Genomic DNA, 15,600 nt, shown 5'->3' with positions numbered 1-15,600 from the left:
GCCACGCTCGGCTAGCTTTGCACCAAAGTGGGGAGCCCATAACACATGAAATCCGCATCAGACCAGCCGGCCGGAACCTTTGCCGGTCATCCCCGGGGGCTGGCCTATCTGGCCGGGACCGAACTGTGGGAACGCTTCTCGTTCTACGGGATGCAGGCCTTGCTGACGCTGTACATGGTCAAGCAGCTGCTGCTCCCCGAATTCGCCCAGCATGTCTGGGGCCTGGCTGCGCTGCGCAGCGCGGCGGAGGGGCTGTTCGGGCCGATGGGCGACGTCGGCTTTGCCTCGGTCGTGGGCGGGCTCTATTCCGGTTTCGTCTATTTCACGCCGTTCTTCGGCGGACTGATTGCCGATCAGTTCCTGGGTGCAAAGCGCACCGTGACGATCGGTGTGCTGCTGATGAGCGCGGGGCACCTGGCCATGACGTTTGACCAGTTGTTCGTGATCGCGCTGGTCTTGCTGATCCTGGGATCGGGTTTCCTCAAGGGCAACATTTCCTCGCAGGTCGGCACGCTCTATCCGCAAGGCGATGCCTCGATGCGCGATCGCGGCTTTGCGATCTTTTCGACCGGGATCAATATCGGTGCGGCCACCGGCCCGCTGGTGACCGGTGCCGTGGCCGCGATCTGGGGCTGGCATGCCGGTTTTGCCGTGGCCGCCGGACTGATGCTGGTGGCGCTGGCGACCTATCTGGCCGGGCAAAAGCACCTGCCCGAAACCCCGCCGCGCCGCCATGCCGATTACCAGCATCCCCCGCTCAGCAAGGCGGATACAAAGGTGGTGTTCGTCCTGATCGCCGTAATCCTGCTGACCATGCCGGCTGAAATCACCTATCCGATGGTCTGGACGATCGGGCCGGTGTGGGTCGATCAGTATGTCGATCTGGGCTTGGTCCCGGCCACCTGGTTTGGATCGATGGATTCGATCGGGTCGATCATCGCCGCCCCGCTTTTGGTGATGCTGTGGGCGGCGCAGGCCCGCAAGCGCCGCGAACCTGACAGTATTGGCAAGATCGCGATCGGCACCGGACTGGTCGGGATCGCCGCGCTGGGGCTGGCCGCCGGCAGCATGCTGTTTCCCGGCAAGGATGCGGTGCCACTGCTCTGGGCGATCGGCTGCTATTTCGTGATGGGCACCGGCTGGATGTACTACTGGCCGACCACGCTTTCGCTGGTGAGCCGGGTCGCGCCGCCGGCGGTGGTTGCCACGATGGTGGGCGGAGCGTTCATCTCGCCATTCATCGCGCACCTGGCGGCTGGCGCGATCGGCGTTTCGTATGAACGAATGAGCCCGCAGGCCTTCTGGGCCATGGATGGCGCGATCGGCCTGGCCGGTGCGGTCTTGCTGTTTGCCCTTCGCCCGTTCCTCAATCGGGGGATTTCGGCCCGCTCGGGCAGCTAGGCCCTTTCGCCCGGGTCCCGATTTTGCGATGAGCCGCCCCAGATGAAGCGCTGGACCGCCCTTGCCTTGTTTGCCGCCCTGTCCGCCCCGGCTATGGCGCGTGACAGTCTGGGCATGTTTGGCCAGTGGGCCGCGTTTCGCGATCCGGCAGTGCCGCGCTGCTATGCCATTGCCATGGCTGCGCCCAGCACCCTGCAACGCGAATTCCAGCCCTATGCCGATGTCGCCTGGTGGCCGCGCGCGCAGATCCGGGGTCAGGTCCACTTTCGCCTGTCGCGCAAGCTGGCGGCCAATGCCCCGATCTCGCTGGCGATCGGCGGACAGAAGATCCCGCTGGTCGGCGGCGGGGCCGATGCCTGGGCGGCCGACAAGCGCGGCGATGCGGCAATCATGGCGGCGATGCGGTCGGCCCGGGAAATGACGGTCAGCGCCCGCGGCGCGGATGGCCGGGGGTTCTCCAACACCTGGACCCTTGAAGGCGCGGCAACCGCGATGGACGCGGCCACCGTAGGCTGCGCCGCGCTGCGCTAGCTTTTGCGCGCGGTTCGCACTATATCGCGCGCCCTTATGGCCCACACCCCACTCATGCCGATCCCCGGACTGGTCGATCCTGTCCCCACCCCGCGCGACATTACCCCGCGCGAGGATGGCCGCGTTGACCTGCTGGGCCTGCCGCGCCAACGGATTGCCGAGCTGTTCGAGGCCGCCGGTCTGGATGCCAAGGCCGCCAAGCTACGCGGCAAGCAGGTGTTCCACTGGCTCTACCATCGCGGCGTGACCGATTTCGAGGCGATGACCGATATCGCCAAGACGATGCGCCCGTGGCTGGCCGAACGCTTTGTGATCGGGCGGCCCGAAGTGGTGCTCTCGCAGCACAGCTCGGACGGGACCCGCAAGTGGCTGCTGAAGACCGCTGACGGGCATGAGTTCGAAATGGTCTTCATCCCCGATGCCGATCGCGGCACGCTTTGCGTATCCAGCCAGGTTGGCTGCACGCTCAACTGCCGGTTCTGCCATACCGGGACGATGCGGCTGGTCCGTAACCTGACCCCAGGTGAGATTGTCGGCCAGGTCATGCTGGCGCGCGATGCGCTGGGCGAATGGCCCAAGGGCTCGATGGCCGGGCTGGACGATGATGAGGATGAAGGCGGCTATTCCGCCGACGGGCGCCTGCTGACCAACATCGTGATGATGGGCATGGGCGAACCGCTCTACAATTTCGACAATGTCCGCGATGCGCTGAAGCTGGTGATGGACGGTGACGGGCTGGCCCTGTCCAAGCGGCGGATCACGCTTTCGACCAGCGGCGTGGTGCCGATGATGGTCAAATGCGGCGAGGAGATCGGCGTCAACCTGGCGGTCTCGCTCCACGCGGTCAGCAAGGACGTGCGCGATGAGATCGTGCCGATCAACCGCAAGTACGGGCTTGAGGAACTGCTCCAGGCCTGCGCCGACTATCCCGGCGCCAGCAACGCGCGGCGGATCACCTTCGAATACGTCATGCTGAAGGACAAGAACGACAGCGATGAAGACGCGCGCGAGCTGGTCCGCCTGATCAAGCAGTTCAAGCTGCCTGCCAAGGTCAACCTGATCCCGTTCAATCCCTGGCCCGGCGCGATCTATGAATGCTCCAGCCCCGAACGGATCAAGCGCTTTTCCGATATCGTCTTCGAAGCCGGGATCAGCGCCCCGGTGCGCACCCCGCGCGGGCGCGACATCGATGCTGCCTGCGGCCAGCTGAAAACCGCCGCGCAAAAGCTCTCCCGCGCCGAACTTGACCGGCTAGCCGAGGAAAAACAGGCGGCGCTCGGTTAGGCAATTGGCAAATTATTGGCGCTAGGTACTGGCGCCATGAACAAGCGGATCACTTTCCTCACCCTTGCCGCCATGGCCATGGCGCTGGGCGGCTGCGGCGGCAGCAGCGAGCCGGAAGCCCCCAAGAAGGCCGAAACCAAGAAGAAGGGCGGCAAGCAAAAGCCGCACGAGAACCCCTGGGCGGTCGAAACCCCCAAGGCAGAGGAAAGCGCCAAACCGGCCGAAAAGAAGCCGGCCAAGAAGGGCAAGAAGGCCGAGGCCGAAAGCCCCTGGGCCAAGGAAAAGCCCCCCGCGCCCGACGCCACACCCACGCCAAAGCCCGAACCGAAGAAAAAGAAGAAGGGCAAGGAAGAACCCAGCCCCTGGGCCAAGGACACACCGACTCCGGCGGCGAGCGACGCCGAGTAACTCGGTTCGTCGCGCCACCTCCCCCATCCTGCCGCAGCCCAGCCTCCGCCCGTCTCTGACTGGCTCGGTTCGTCGCTGCGTTAATCCTGCGTTGTCATCCTTGGACGAGCTTGCCGAGCACAACACGTCCCTGCCAGCAGAAAGGAACGACAGCGATGAAGAAGACTGTCCTGGCCACCATGGTCGCCGCCACCGCCATCACTTCGATGCCGGCCCTTGCCCGCCCGCCGCATTGGGCCCCGGCGCATGGCTATCGCAGCCACGATGGCGATATCGAATACCGCCGCACCGATAACGGGATCCGTTACTGGCGCGGGGAAGACGGGCGCTATTACTGCCGCCGAGGCGACGGCACCGTCGGCCTGCTGGCCGGCGCGGTTGTGGGCGCGCTGCTTGGCCGCGCAGTTGACACCCGTGGCGAACGTACCACCGGCACCATCCTCGGCGCCGCAGCGGGCGCGCTGATCGGCAACGAACTGGCCAAGGGCCCCAGCCGCTGCCGCTGAGCCACTGCCGCTAGAGCTTGACCTGGCGGGTCATCCTCCGCAAAGCCACGGGGGATGGCCCGACCCGCAGTCCTGATAACCGGCGCCGCCCGGCGCATTGGCGCGGTACTGGCGCGCCGCTTTGGCTTGGCTGGATGGCACGTCGTGCTCCACGCCGGGCATTCGACCAGCGCCGCCAGCGAGCTGGCCGCCTCGCTCCCCTCCGCCGAAGTGGTCGCCTGCAACCTGATCGACGGCGCGGTCGCGCTCGACATGATCGAGGATCTGGCCGCGCGGCTGGATGATTGGCGCATGCTGATCAACTGCGCTGCAGTGTTCAAGCCTGACACCGCCGAAGCGATCAATCCCGCGATCTTTGCCGAGGCGATGCGGGTCAACGCCGAAACCCCGACCCGCATGGCCCAGGCCTTTCTGTCCGATGCCAAGGCGCAGGGCGGCAAGCGGGTAATCCAGTTCCTGGATATGAAGATCGCCAATCCGAACCCGGATTTCTTCAGCTACACCATGGCCAAGCACGCCCTGGCCAGCACGGTGAAGATGCTCGCCATGGCCCAGCGCGATCCCGCACACCGGATCTATGGCCTGGCCCCCGGCGCCATGCTGCCCAGCCACGACCAGCACAGCGAAGAGCATGAGGTGTCGGGCCGGATGAACCTGCTGCAGCGGCTGACCGATCCCGAGGAACTGGCCGATGCCGCTCTGTTCATGAGCACCGGCTGGCTGGCCAGCGGCGAAACGATATTCGTGGATTCGGGCCAGCATCTGCTTTCGCAGCCGCGCGACGTGCTTTACCTCGCCCGGCAATGACCGAAGCCTTCCTGACCTCGACCGCCGTGGTGGCCCTTGCCGAGATCGGCGACAAGACCATGCTGTTGGCCATCGTGCTGGCCGCGCGGCTGCGCGCGCCCTGGGCGATCCTGGCCGGGATCTTTGCCGCCACCATCGCCAACCACGCGCTCGCCGCATTGGTTGGCCAGCAGGTTGCCGGGCTGCTCGAAGCGCCCTGGTTCCGCATCGCGGTGGCGCTAGGCTTTGTGGCGATGGCCGCCTGGACGCTGGTGCCCGACAAGCTGGACGAGGATGAGGAAAGCGTCCGCAGCGCCGGTGGTGCCTTCCTGACCACGCTGGTCAGCTTCTTCCTGGTCGAGATGGGCGACAAGACCCAGATCGCCACCATCGCGCTGGCCGCGCATTACCAGTCGATCGTCACGGTTGCGGCAGGGACCACGCTGGGGATGATGCTGGCCAATGGCCCGGCGGTGTTCCTGGGCGAAGCGATCGAGCGGCGGCTGTCGATGAAATTGACCCGCACCCTCGCCGCATTGCTGTTCCTGGTGCTGGGACTTTGGCAACTCGCCGAAATCCTCGGTTGGTTCACCTGAATCAGGGTTACAACGGGCACGCGGAGGCATAGCCTGCGCGGCATGTGGCTGCTCGACAAGATGCTGCGCGCGATGGTCAGGGAAGGCCAGCTGCGTGTGCTCGATCATGACGGCAGCGAATACCGCTATGGCGATCTGGCCGCTGATCCGGTGACCATCCGTTTCACCGACAAGGGAGCGGCGCTGCATGTGGCCAGGGATCCACGCGTCGGTGCGGGTGAAGCCTATATGGACGGGCGGCTGGTGGTTGAGCCGCCGCATGACATCCGCGACATGGTCCTGCTGGTGATGAAGAACGCCAATCGCGGCCGGGGCAGCATTTCAGCCCCCAATCCGGTCAAGCGCGGGATCGACTGGGCCTTTGCCAAGGCCGACCAGATCAACCTGCGGCCCAAGGCCAGCAGCAACGTCACCCACCACTATGACCTGACCCGCCAGTTCTATGAGCTGTTCCTTGACGAGGACCGGCAATACACCATGGCCTATTTCACCGATCCGGCGAACTCGCTGGAGCGCGCGCAGCTGGACAAGAAAGCCCTGATCGCGGCCAAGCTGCGGCTGGAACCTGGCAAATGTCAGGGTATGCGTCTGCTCGATATCGGCTGCGGCTGGGGCGGGCTCGGCCTCTATTTGCACCGCCATTTCGGGATCGAGGTACTGGGCGTCAGCCTGGCGCCCGATCAGGTCCGCTTCGCCAACGAACGCGCCGAGCAAGCGGGCGTCGCCGACCGGGTGAAGTTCCAGCTGATCGACTACCGCGACGTCTCCGGCCCGTTTGACCGGATCACCAGCGTCGGCATGATCGAACACGTCGGTGCGCCGCACTTGCGCGAATATTTCGCCACGACCCACAGCCTGCTGGCCGACGACGGGATCATGCTGACCCACACGATCGGGCGCACCAATGGCCCGGGCACCACCGACAAGTGGACCCGCAAGTACATCTTCCCCGGCGGCTATATCCCGGCGCTGAGCGAACTGGTCAGCGCCTGCGAAAAGACCGGGTGGGAGATCGGCGATGTGGAGGTGCTGCGCTATCACTACGCCCACACGCTGGCCGAATGGTACCGCCGCACCACCCTGCACCAGGCAGAGATTACCGCGCTGTACGATGCCCGCCTGTTCCGGATGTGGCAGTTCTACCTGGCCGGGGCCGAGCAGAGCTTTCGCCACGGCAGCATGGTCAACTTCCACATCCAGAGCGTGAAGCGCCGCAGCGCGCTGCCAATGACCCGCGACTATATCGCGGCAGAGGCAGCGCGCCTTTCAGCACTGGACGCGGCGCCCGAATGGCACCTTGAGCGTAAGGCGGCTGAGTAGCGGCCTAGTTCCCGATCCGGGTAAAGCGGAAATTGCGGACGAAAGGCACACCCTGATCGTCAACATCAGCGGCGGATTCGGTCATTTCCTTGCCATTGGCCGAAATCGCATAGACGCGGACCGATTCCAGCTTCTTTTCCCTGGCCAGGCTCATCACCAGCACATTGGGTGCCGGGGAATTGACCGCTGCAGTATCGCCTTCCCCGCTATAGCCGCTGCCGGTATTCGCGTTTCCATCGCGGCGATAGCTGATCGCCATGTCACGCACCCCGTGCCCGTCATCGACAATGTGAATGCGCGTTTCCCAGCGCCCATCGCCCTTGTCGACGAATTCGTAAGTCACGCTTTTCGGCGGCGCTCCGTAGGTTACGGGCATGCTGTTCACATCCAGCGCCCATTTGCCAAGGAACGGTGAAGGCGCACTCTTCGGTTGGCCACCGATCGCCATGGTGGACAGGCACATGCAGGCCAGACCAATGGCCGCCACTTTCTTGTTCATAGCAATTCTCTCCCGATCTCATGACAATGTTGAAACGATATCCAGAGGCGAACAGCACGGCTTACCGTCTGGCAAATCGAAAAAATTGTCTCACCGCCGGTTTCGCCCCGGCCAATTTTTTTGGGCCTGCGCACCGGGCGGTGAATGGCGATTGACGCCATCTGTATTTGCGCCTTATATCAGTAACACACCAAGATGAGGTAACCGTGGCTACTCCCACTGCAGCATACCGGCGCCTTGCGTCCCGGCTCGTCATCGCCGCAATCGCGCTTGTCCCCTTCCCTGCGTTGGCGGCAAGCAGGCCCGCATCCAGTGCCTGTTCGCTGGCGCAAAGCGGCAACGGCAACCTGATCGACGTTCCCTTCCGCCAGATCGATGGCCGGATCTATGTCGAAGCATCGGTCAACAGCCAGGGACCCTACATCTTCGCGCTGGATACCGGGGCCAGCGGCATGGGCCGCGCCGACAGCGGGCTGACTGCCGCGCTGGCGCTGCCGCAGGTGTCCGAAGGTCAGACCTCCGACGGGGTGAAGCAGGCCAAGGTCCCGCTGGTCCGGATCGGATCGCTCAAATTCGGCGGACTGGTGCGCAAGGATATCGACGTCATCACCCGCGATTATCGCAGCAGGCTTGCGCCCGAAGCAGCCTTTGCCGGGATCCTGGGGCGCGAATTCTTTGCCGATGGCCTGTTGGTGATCGACTACCCCAAGGGCCGGATCCGTTTCACCCGCAGTGCCCGGCTGCGTCCGGACATGGCCGGCGCGATGACCTATGAGAAGGCGTTCCGCGTGCCGGTTTCGATCGGCGGGACCGTGGTGACCGGCAATCTCGATACCGGCGCCAATGTCGCCTTTGTTCTGCCCAAGACGCTCTATGAAGGCATCAGCAATGAGCCGTTGCTCGCACCGGTTGTCGGCACGCTCACCAACAGCAAGATCGAAACCCACCGGGTAACGCTGGCCGGACCATTCGGGCTGGGCGGACTGTCCGGCCGCAATCTCGAAGTGCGCGTCTCACCGCAGTTTTCGGAAGTTCTGGTGGGCGCACATTTCCTGAAAGGCGCGGCTATCCTGATCGACCAGCGCACCAGCACGGTCGCGGTTTGCCCGGCCTCGGGGAAATTCAGGCGCTAATGCGCAAACCTCGAAGTTGCCCGCCGACCCATACAGTCGTGCCCGAACCGCTAATAGCCGGCCAACATTGGCGTCAAGGCGGCTGATCCGATCATAAGAGTTGGTGGCGCCTACAAGGGGGTGCCTTACCATTCAACCTAATGATTTGTCACAAAATTTCAAAATCGCCAGAGTCCTTGGTAGATTCAACGGCAAAAAGGACCATTTACCTCCATTTAGGAACATGTCATTTCATATCGGTAACTGTGATTGATTAGCATAAGGAGACGATGGCGACGTCCGCAACCACGTCGCTCCGGGCCGCACAAATTTCTGTGTCTGCAGGGGGCAACTGCTATGAACGAGGCGAAGCCAAGTGATCTTTCCTGCTTGTCAGAAAAGCAGCGTGAAGCGCTTGACCTTCTGATTAAGCACATGACTTCAAAACAAATTTCACGTCATCTGGGAATTTCGCCACATACCGTCGATCAACGGATCGAAGCGGCTAAGCGAAAGCTAGGGGCGAGCAGCCGCAGTGAACTGGCATTGAGTTACAGGGAACTGGTCTCTGTGTGTCAGCAAGCGACATATGAAGAATCCCATATCGGCAAACCGGCCATCGAGCTGGAAGTTGGTGATCGGTCCGACCCGGAGCGTTTATTCATCCAGTCCGAACCGTTAGCAGGCAGGCAGCCTGCTCCGGAATGGAGCAATCAGCGCGTTCAGATCGTACCGAAGCTGTTCGAGGGGCGCTGGGGCATCCTTGCCAGGATTGGAGCGATCGCAGCGATCGCCTTTCTGATTGTGGCAAGCGTCCTTGGCGGGTTTGCGATCTATGTTGAATTGTCGACATTGATAGCAGCCCATCCTTGAGCGGTATCTGAAACCGAATAGGGGCCAGTTGGCCTGCTGGAGAAGATCCGATGTCGATGAGCGCTGACGTTGCACGAATCCGTATTTCTCGTGAGCTGAACGATGCCGAAGATGCTTTGAACGAAGCTCTGCTCAAGCAGACCGAGCTGTTCGCGTCCCTGGTTACCGCTCGACGCGATACAAATGCCAAACGCTTCGAAGGCCAGGATGCCCTGCTGCGCCTGTCCCGATCACAGCAATCACTGCTGTCAGCCGGTGGTGACCTTGCCCGCGTGCACGGACGCCTGCTGGAAATCGACCGTGAAATGGGCGGACCGGCGACCGATTGCCCCGACAATTGGCGAGAACCCATGAAGACGGCAAGGGTTGCAGCGGCTTAGTCCTTGACTTGTCAGTAACTTCGCCGTCGAATGGCTCAATGCGATTTTGGGTCAGCGTAATCCTTCTGGCATTTATTACACTGCGCGCCATGCGCAGCGGCGGTGCGCCAGAGAAGTACGCGGCGGCGACGTTCGTCATCGTATTCACGCTTGAACTCATGACCAACCTGATTGCGGGGCGACCGGACTTTAGGACAGTCAATTGGTTCCGTCTCGGGCTTGATCTTGGAGTTTTCGCCTGCCTTTTGTGGATTGCGCTGAGAGCAAACCGATGGTGGCCAATTTCAATCTGCGCCCTACAGCTAATTGTAGTCGCGGGACATTTGTCCGCGTTGATGAAGCTCAACGCCATTGTCGGCGTCTACTGGGGGATGACCGTCATTCCATTCTATTTGGAGTATCTGGTCTTGCTGGTCGGGATTGTCGCGCACTCTCGTCGCGAGGCGCGCTTCGGCAGCTATCCGGATTGGACTCGGTTTCAGAAAGTCGGCTAGCTGCGCCTGCCGAGGCGCGACATGGCTGAAACGCCCGATCAGATCGATCTCACTCGAAAGCTGCTTGAATTGGGACAGCAAATCGTTTCGCTTGCCCAAGAGGTATCGAACAGCAGCATCCGACCTACTGATCCGACTAGTGAATCGTCAATGCCTACGCGTTCCTTCCTTTTTGGTGAGCTGGCACGCACGGCGAGCGATCTTCGTGCAGATGAAGGCTCGCTCATCAAGCGCCAGGTCCGCCCGCCCCTGCCTGACCCCCGGTTGATCAGGAACATCTTGCGACAACGACGTTTGCGATCGCAGTATTTCGATGATGGACTATTTGCCGACCCTGCTTGGGACATCCTGCTCGACCTGACCGCCGCGCGCGCTGAGCACGAACGCGTGTCAGTCACATCAGCCTGCATTGCGTCAGGTGTACCCTCAACAACGGCCCTGCGTTGGATTCAGCAACTCCTTGAAGTTGGTCTGTTGGACCGCACTGAAGATGACCGAGATCGACGGCGTGCCTTCATTTCGCTTTCGGATAGCGCCGCTGAACGAATGGCACGTTATTTTGAACATCTGGGCGCTTCGGCTCGCCTGCTAACCTGAGCTTGCGACCTAGCGCGCAAACCGCCGCGCAAGCGTATAGGCCGGACCAAATCCCACTAGCGCCGCCCCGATGAAGGGCAGTGCCACCACCCAGACCCTGAGGCCCGTGACCCCCTCGGGGCTGGCGATGCTGATCGCCGCAGTCAGCGTCAGCCCCAGGCAGATCAGGGCCAGGCCCAGTAGCAGGCGCCAATGCGGCACCTGGCGAACCTCACCCTTGCCCGCCGCGCTGCCCATCCGCTCAAACGGAGAGAACACCGCGATCAGCGGCAGCAGCGCGCCGATGTAGAGCGCGAACCAGACCGGGCGGGCCAGCCACCACGCGCCGCTGCCCGGCGCGGCATGCAGCCCCGTCCCGCCCATCAGCCAGGCAGCGACCATCACCAGCACGAAGGCGGTCAGGTGCCACAGGTAGACGGTCATGATCATGCCGTTGACCAGCACGGTCGCGGTCCACAGCCAGGCCTTGTCGAGCAGGCGGCGCATCGTCGGCTCCACCGCCAACACCAGCCCGATCTGCATGTTGCCCAGCGCCAGCAGCGCCAGCGTGGGCGGCATCGAATTGGAGAGGTCGCTGCCCGGCACGCCGATCATCGCCAGCGGATAGGGCCCGAACTTGACCAGCGCGCCCAGAATGCCCAGCGAAACCAGTCCCCAGGCCAGCGGCGCCTTGAACCGGCCTTCCTGCCAGCAATAGCCAAGCTGGTGCACTGCCAGCCAGACGAACAGGAAGTTGAGCCAGTTGACCACCGGCACCCCGCCGAACACTGACGCCAGATCGACCAGCACCGCGGCCGCCACCAGCGCCCAGAAGCTGCCCATGCCCCAGCGCCGCCAGGCCGCGTGGCTCAGCGGCACCAGCGCCGAAACCAGCAGGTAAACCGCCAGGAACCAGACCGGGATCAAGGCCAGCTGCGCCGCCATCTTGACCACCCCGCGCTCCACCCCCGCTGCGGTACCGAACAGCGCAAACAGCGCCCAGACCAGAAACAAGGGCATCACCGGGTTGATCAGGCGCTGCACCCGGCCGCCCAGCCAGTCTGAATAGGACCCGCCCTTGCGCTGCGTGGCAGACCACGACATGCCGTTCGAAAAGCCGCCGACAAAGAAGAACACCGGCATCACCTGGAACAGCCAGGTCAGCCACTGGGTCCACGGCACGATACCCAGCAGATGCCCGCCCTGCACCGCCCCGTCCTGCATATAGGGCGCGGCGACCAGCCAGTGCCCCACCACCACTGCCAGGATCGACATGGCGCGCAGGAAATCGACATAGCGATTGCGCTCGGGCGGGGCCTTGCCGGCCATCTCGGCTGCTTTCGACCACATGCCCATGCTCAATCCCCTCTGCGGCCCGGTTCAGTCCGGGTATCGCGCATTCATGGTTTGCCAACTGATAACAAACAGTTGCTCCAGCACCGCCAGATCAACGTCGGCCAGCTTCCTGAAATAGAGGCAGCCCTTGCCGCGCTTGTGCTTGCCCAGCCGGGCGAGCAGCGCTTCGCCCTCAGCGCTTTCGGCCGGACCGCCCATCGCATAGATCACCAGTTCGGCCTTGCGCGGGCTGAACCCGGCGCGGCACATGGTGCCCTCGCGGCCGCTGTCGTATTTGTAGTTGTAGCTGCCATAGCCGATGATCGAGGGACCCCACATCTTCGGCTCGCACCCGGTGACCTTACGCAGCAACGCGTCGATCACGGCAGCCTCCTCGCGGCGGCTTGGATCGGGCACTGCGGCGAGGAAGTCCGCAACCCTGACTTCGGTTGCCGTGGTCTTGAGTTCCGCCTTGGCCATTTGCTTGCCCTCCCGCCATCCATGTCCTAGGGGCGCAGCCGAATCTTAACGCCAATCCAGCGGAAAACCAGCCATGTCCGATATCAAGCGCGTCGTCCTTGCCTACTCCGGTGGCCTCGATACCTCGGTCATCCTCAAGTGGCTGCAAGTAACCTATGGCTGCGAAGTGGTGACCTTCACCGCTGACCTTGGCCAGGGCGAAGAACTGGAACCCGCGCGCGCCAAGGCCAAGCTGATGGGCGTGCCGGACGAACACATCTATATCGATGACCTGCGCGAGGAATTCGTCCGCGATTTCGTCTTCCCGATGATGCGCGCCAATGCCCGTTATGAAGGCGACTATCTGCTGGGCACCAGCATCGCCCGGCCGCTGATTTCCAAGCGCCTGATCGAGATCGCCCGCGAAACCGGCGCCGATGCGATTGCCCACGGCGCCACCGGCAAGGGCAACGATCAGGTCCGCTTCGAACTGTCGGCCTATGCCCTCGCGCCCGAGATCAAGGTGATCGCCCCCTGGCGCGAATGGGACCTGACCAGCCGCACCGCGCTGATCGCCTGGGCCGAAGCGCACCAGATCCCGGTGCCGACCGACAAGAGCGGCGAAAGCCCGTTCTCGACCGACGCCAACCTGCTGCACACCAGCAGCGAAGGCAAGGTGCTGGAAGATCCGTGGGAAGAAACCCCGGACTATGTCTATTCGCGCACCGACCATCCCGAGGATGCGCCCGATACCCCCGAATATATCACCATCGATTTCGAGAAGGGCGATGGCGTGGCGCTGAACGGCGTGGCGATGAGCCCGGCGACCTTGCTGACCGAGCTCAACGCGCTGGGCAAGAAGCACGGCATTGGCCGGCTCGATCTGGTCGAGAACCGCTTTGTCGGCATGAAGAGCCGCGGCATGTACGAAACCCCCGGCGGCGAGATCTATGCCCGCGCGCACCGCGGGATCGAACAGATCACGCTCGATCGCGGCGCGGCGCACCTCAAGGACGAGCTGATGCCGAAATATGCCGAGCTGATCTACAATGGCTTCTGGTTCGCGCCCGAACGCGAAATGCTGCAGGCCGCAATCGATCACAGCCAGGCCCGCGTCAACGGTACCGTCCGGCTCAAGCTCTACAAGGGCCTGGCCCAGGTGGTTGGCCGCAAGAGCCCCGACAGCCTCTATTCGGAACGCCACGTGACCTTCGAGGATGACGCCGGCGCCTATGACCAGAAGGATGCGGCGGGCTTCATCAAGCTCAACGCGCTGCGCCTGCGCCTGCTGGCGACGCGCGACCGGCGCAATTTTTGAGCGCACAAAACGCACAAAGACACAAAGCTGACTGCGGCGAAGCCGCGCTAAAAATCCCGCGCCAGGCAACCAGGTGAAGCTGGAGGCCTGGGTGCAGCTTCGCCACGACTGCTCTTTGTGCCTTTGTGCCTTTGTGCGAGCAATTTTGAACCTCGCACAGCGACTCAAATTGCGCGCCAAAAGCGGATTCGGTTGCGCACAAGATCATCCGCAGACTTGTCCACCATTTGTGCGACGAGCTGTGGATAACTGCGCACGATTTCGCTTGTGCGACTCACTTTTGAGGCGCAGCTTTCAGGTGTCGAGAGAATGAAACCGCACTTGAAGTTCCGGCGGGAAACCGCTGAAACTGAAAGGGAAAACATAAGCTCAAGATCTGGCAGCGATGCCCGCAGCAGTGTTGGAAAACACGCCTCAGGAAGCCTTCGGGCGGAATCTGGCGAACCGCAGATGCAGCGAGCGGCAGCGCAGTCAGCAGGCTGGATGCAAGCAGCCATGAGCGACCGCAACGAAGCCCGGCCCCGGCTAGGTTCCAGGAACGGAAGCGAAGGCACTGCGGCAGTCAGTCACGGAACCGCCAGGCGGAAGGGAAAGGCTTTCGGGCCGGAACCAACCGCCTGACGGGACCGGACGCCGGCGAGGTGGCCGGGCGATGAAAGCCGGTTCCCTAGGGAACCACCGGAAAGCCGATCCAGATCGCAGCGGGCCGCGAGGTGCGCAGAGGATCAAGGCGAGGCAGACGGATACGGCGATCGCCCAAAATCGACCGGGCACAATGCAGGCGAGCGTGGGGCTGGCGGAAACGCCGGCCCCATTTTCGTTGGGGAGCCATTGGCCGCTATGGCGCGGATCGCTGTTACTTGTCCGATTGGAGCAGACTGATCTTCGCCTTTCCATCCGGGGAATCAAGTATCCAGATACGGCGATCCGGTGTTGCGATATACAGCGGCAGCCCTGCGGCAAGCATTGTAAAAACGCTCACTTCCGTTGGGTGCGGATCGAGGACGAGTGTAGCCATCGACATGACCGGCGCATTCTTGGCATTGCGCGTAGGTAGGTCCAGACAGCCCTTCGTAAAGGAATGCACCGGCCCAACAGTACCATCAGCAGCGATAAGAACCCTCGCGTGGCCGCCGAACGGTACTTTAGCCAAGTCGGTCTGGGGTGACAGCAGATAGACCGGAATTGGCCCCTCCGGCGTTTCTGGTGGCAGGACAATGGAATTGAACTGAGCCGATGCACAGCGCAGGATTCCCTGCTTCATCATGGCCTCGATACCGGCCCGCCTGGCTGTGATCATTCGCAAAGCCTGGGCATCGAACTGCTGCGAATTCTCATCGACAAACCCATGCGAGCGGACCACATCACCACTTGCCGAGGTAATCGCGCGATACAGCACGTTCGGTGAGCCAGGTTCCCTCTCGAAAAACAGCACTTCCAGAGTCTCGGAGTCCTTGGGCCGAACAATCCAACCGCCGAACTTCGCCCCCAGATCACCGGTTCGACCAAGCCGCTTTGCATCAGCAAGCAGCGCATCGGTGGCGTGCCACGCTGCCTGATCAAAGGCGTAAATCAGCTGCCCCCGATTGAGCGCCTGCTGAACGGCAGTTTCGTCTGTTGGCGTCATCGTCTGGGCATGCGACGAACCGGCAATGAGCAGTCCTGCAACGGCCAGAAGTAGTTTCGGCGATATTCGGGTCATGGGTAACAAATTATATGATT

At 62.7% G+C, this 15,600-nt stretch carries 18 protein-coding genes; 14 read left to right on the top strand and 4 right to left on the bottom strand.

Going from position 1 to position 15,600, the window contains the following annotated elements; genetic code table 11:
• Nucleotides 1-45 precede the first annotated feature (45 nt).
• From IT549_RS06290 to IT549_RS06255, 8 genes are all read left to right on the top strand, one after another.
• Entirely contained in the window at nucleotides 46-1,401 is a 1,356-nt protein-coding gene (locus tag IT549_RS06290; RefSeq protein WP_292970953.1) for a peptide MFS transporter, read from the top strand.
• 42 nt (nucleotides 1,402-1,443) lie between these two features.
• Nucleotides 1,444-1,932, top strand: a complete 489-nt coding sequence (locus tag IT549_RS06285; protein WP_292970950.1) for a hypothetical protein — start codon at nucleotides 1,444-1,446, stop codon at nucleotides 1,930-1,932.
• 36 nt (nucleotides 1,933-1,968) lie between these two features.
• Nucleotides 1,969-3,216 (top strand): 23S rRNA (adenine(2503)-C(2))-methyltransferase RlmN, encoded by a 1,248-nt coding sequence (gene rlmN, locus IT549_RS06280; protein WP_292970948.1) that lies wholly within the window; start codon nucleotides 1,969-1,971, stop codon nucleotides 3,214-3,216.
• Between the two features lie 36 nt (nucleotides 3,217-3,252).
• Nucleotides 3,253-3,624: a hypothetical protein gene (locus tag IT549_RS06275; protein WP_292970946.1), complete on the top strand. Its 372-nt coding sequence runs from the start codon at nucleotides 3,253-3,255 to the stop codon at nucleotides 3,622-3,624.
• A 155-nt stretch (nucleotides 3,625-3,779) separates the two neighbouring features.
• Complete coding sequence (locus tag IT549_RS06270) at nucleotides 3,780-4,130, top strand: glycine zipper 2TM domain-containing protein (RefSeq protein WP_292970943.1); 351 nt, start codon at nucleotides 3,780-3,782, stop codon at nucleotides 4,128-4,130.
• A 54-nt stretch (nucleotides 4,131-4,184) separates the two neighbouring features.
• Nucleotides 4,185-4,937 (top strand): SDR family oxidoreductase, encoded by a 753-nt coding sequence (locus tag IT549_RS06265; protein ID WP_292970941.1) that lies wholly within the window; start codon nucleotides 4,185-4,187, stop codon nucleotides 4,935-4,937.
• Nucleotides 4,934-5,512: a TMEM165/GDT1 family protein gene (locus IT549_RS06260; RefSeq protein WP_292970939.1), complete on the top strand. Its 579-nt coding sequence runs from the start codon at nucleotides 4,934-4,936 to the stop codon at nucleotides 5,510-5,512. The genes IT549_RS06265 and IT549_RS06260 overlap by 4 nt, the downstream gene beginning before the upstream one ends.
• A 42-nt stretch (nucleotides 5,513-5,554) precedes the next feature.
• Entirely contained in the window at nucleotides 5,555-6,832 is a 1,278-nt protein-coding gene (locus tag IT549_RS06255) for a cyclopropane-fatty-acyl-phospholipid synthase family protein (RefSeq protein ID WP_292970936.1), read from the top strand.
• A 4-nt stretch (nucleotides 6,833-6,836) separates the two neighbouring features.
• Here the strand turns inward: IT549_RS06255 and IT549_RS06250 are convergent, their stop codons facing one another.
• A complete protein-coding gene (locus IT549_RS06250; protein ID WP_292970934.1) occupies nucleotides 6,837-7,331 on the bottom strand; it encodes a hypothetical protein in 495 nt (164 codons plus the stop codon).
• A gap of 287 nt (nucleotides 7,332-7,618) precedes the next feature.
• Between IT549_RS06250 and IT549_RS06245 the strand changes: the two genes are divergently transcribed.
• The 5 genes from IT549_RS06245 to IT549_RS16175 all read left to right on the top strand — a co-directional run bounded on the left by IT549_RS06245 (nucleotide 7,619) and on the right by IT549_RS16175 (nucleotide 10,787).
• Nucleotides 7,619-8,464, top strand: coding sequence for an aspartyl protease family protein (locus tag IT549_RS06245; RefSeq protein ID WP_292970932.1), 846 nt, complete (start codon nucleotides 7,619-7,621; stop codon nucleotides 8,462-8,464).
• 336 nt (nucleotides 8,465-8,800) lie between these two features.
• Nucleotides 8,801-9,316 (top strand): helix-turn-helix transcriptional regulator, encoded by a 516-nt coding sequence (locus IT549_RS06240; RefSeq protein ID WP_292970929.1) that lies wholly within the window; start codon nucleotides 8,801-8,803, stop codon nucleotides 9,314-9,316.
• 50 nt (nucleotides 9,317-9,366) lie between these two features.
• Complete coding sequence (locus IT549_RS06235) at nucleotides 9,367-9,696, top strand: hypothetical protein (protein WP_292970927.1); 330 nt, start codon at nucleotides 9,367-9,369, stop codon at nucleotides 9,694-9,696.
• Between the two features lie 38 nt (nucleotides 9,697-9,734).
• Nucleotides 9,735-10,190 (top strand): hypothetical protein, encoded by a 456-nt coding sequence (locus IT549_RS06230; RefSeq protein WP_292970924.1) that lies wholly within the window; start codon nucleotides 9,735-9,737, stop codon nucleotides 10,188-10,190.
• Nucleotides 10,191-10,211: 21 nt separating this feature from the next.
• On the top strand, nucleotides 10,212-10,787 hold the full coding sequence (locus IT549_RS16175; protein WP_365776287.1) for a hypothetical protein: 576 nt from the start codon (nucleotides 10,212-10,214) through the stop codon (nucleotides 10,785-10,787).
• 9 nt (nucleotides 10,788-10,796) lie between these two features.
• Here the strand turns inward: IT549_RS16175 and IT549_RS06220 are convergent, their stop codons facing one another.
• Together IT549_RS06220 and IT549_RS06215 are read right to left on the bottom strand one after the other, a co-directional pair.
• Nucleotides 10,797-12,116: an acyltransferase gene (locus IT549_RS06220; RefSeq protein ID WP_292970922.1), complete on the bottom strand. Its 1,320-nt coding sequence runs from the start codon at nucleotides 12,114-12,116 to the stop codon at nucleotides 10,797-10,799.
• Nucleotides 12,117-12,146: 30 nt separating this feature from the next.
• Nucleotides 12,147-12,581 carry a DUF1801 domain-containing protein gene (locus IT549_RS06215; RefSeq protein ID WP_292970920.1) on the bottom strand — a complete coding sequence of 145 codons (435 nt, stop codon included), beginning with the start codon at nucleotides 12,579-12,581 and terminating at the stop codon, nucleotides 12,147-12,149.
• A 73-nt stretch (nucleotides 12,582-12,654) separates the two neighbouring features.
• Here IT549_RS06215 and IT549_RS06210 point away from each other — a divergent pair, with 73 nt between their 5' ends.
• A complete protein-coding gene (locus IT549_RS06210) occupies nucleotides 12,655-13,878 on the top strand; it encodes an argininosuccinate synthase (RefSeq protein ID WP_292970918.1) in 1,224 nt (407 codons plus the stop codon).
• Nucleotides 13,879-14,734: 856 nt separating this feature from the next.
• On the opposite strand, the gene IT549_RS06205 is transcribed toward IT549_RS06210, so the two are convergent.
• Complete coding sequence (locus tag IT549_RS06205; protein WP_292970915.1) at nucleotides 14,735-15,580, bottom strand: hypothetical protein; 846 nt, start codon at nucleotides 15,578-15,580, stop codon at nucleotides 14,735-14,737.
• Between the last annotated feature and the right edge of the window lie 20 nt (nucleotides 15,581-15,600).

Source organism: Novosphingobium sp. (genome assembly GCF_020852455.1).
GTDB lineage: Bacteria > Pseudomonadota > Alphaproteobacteria > Sphingomonadales > Sphingomonadaceae > Novosphingobium.
This window is presented reverse-complemented; position numbering and strand designations above follow the sequence as displayed.

Bases quoted from the DNA above. Each gene is read 5' to 3' on its own strand.
- IT549_RS06290 (WP_292970953.1), top strand. From the start codon at position 46: ATGAAATCCGCATCAGACCAGCCGGCCGGAACCTTTGCCGGTCATCCC.
- IT549_RS06285 (WP_292970950.1), top strand. From the start codon at position 1,444: ATGAAGCGCTGGACCGCCCTTGCCTTGTTTGCCGCCCTGTCCGCCCCG.
- rlmN (WP_292970948.1), top strand. From the start codon at position 1,969: ATGGCCCACACCCCACTCATGCCGATCCCCGGACTGGTCGATCCTGTC.
- IT549_RS06275 (WP_292970946.1), top strand. From the start codon at position 3,253: ATGAACAAGCGGATCACTTTCCTCACCCTTGCCGCCATGGCCATGGCG.
- IT549_RS06270 (WP_292970943.1), top strand. From the start codon at position 3,780: ATGAAGAAGACTGTCCTGGCCACCATGGTCGCCGCCACCGCCATCACT.
- IT549_RS06265 (WP_292970941.1), top strand. From the start codon at position 4,185: ATGGCCCGACCCGCAGTCCTGATAACCGGCGCCGCCCGGCGCATTGGC.
- IT549_RS06260 (WP_292970939.1), top strand. From the start codon at position 4,934: ATGACCGAAGCCTTCCTGACCTCGACCGCCGTGGTGGCCCTTGCCGAG.
- IT549_RS06255 (WP_292970936.1), top strand. From the start codon at position 5,555: ATGTGGCTGCTCGACAAGATGCTGCGCGCGATGGTCAGGGAAGGCCAG.
- IT549_RS06250 (WP_292970934.1), bottom strand. From the start codon at position 7,331: ATGAACAAGAAAGTGGCGGCCATTGGTCTGGCCTGCATGTGCCTGTCC.
- IT549_RS06240 (WP_292970929.1), top strand. From the start codon at position 8,801: ATGAACGAGGCGAAGCCAAGTGATCTTTCCTGCTTGTCAGAAAAGCAG.
- IT549_RS06235 (WP_292970927.1), top strand. From the start codon at position 9,367: ATGTCGATGAGCGCTGACGTTGCACGAATCCGTATTTCTCGTGAGCTG.
- IT549_RS06230 (WP_292970924.1), top strand. From the start codon at position 9,735: ATGCGATTTTGGGTCAGCGTAATCCTTCTGGCATTTATTACACTGCGC.
- IT549_RS16175 (WP_365776287.1), top strand. From the start codon at position 10,212: ATGGCTGAAACGCCCGATCAGATCGATCTCACTCGAAAGCTGCTTGAA.
- IT549_RS06220 (WP_292970922.1), bottom strand. From the start codon at position 12,116: ATGTGGTCGAAAGCAGCCGAGATGGCCGGCAAGGCCCCGCCCGAGCGC.
- IT549_RS06215 (WP_292970920.1), bottom strand. From the start codon at position 12,581: ATGGCCAAGGCGGAACTCAAGACCACGGCAACCGAAGTCAGGGTTGCG.
- IT549_RS06210 (WP_292970918.1), top strand. From the start codon at position 12,655: ATGTCCGATATCAAGCGCGTCGTCCTTGCCTACTCCGGTGGCCTCGAT.
- IT549_RS06205 (WP_292970915.1), bottom strand. From the start codon at position 15,580: ATGACCCGAATATCGCCGAAACTACTTCTGGCCGTTGCAGGACTGCTC.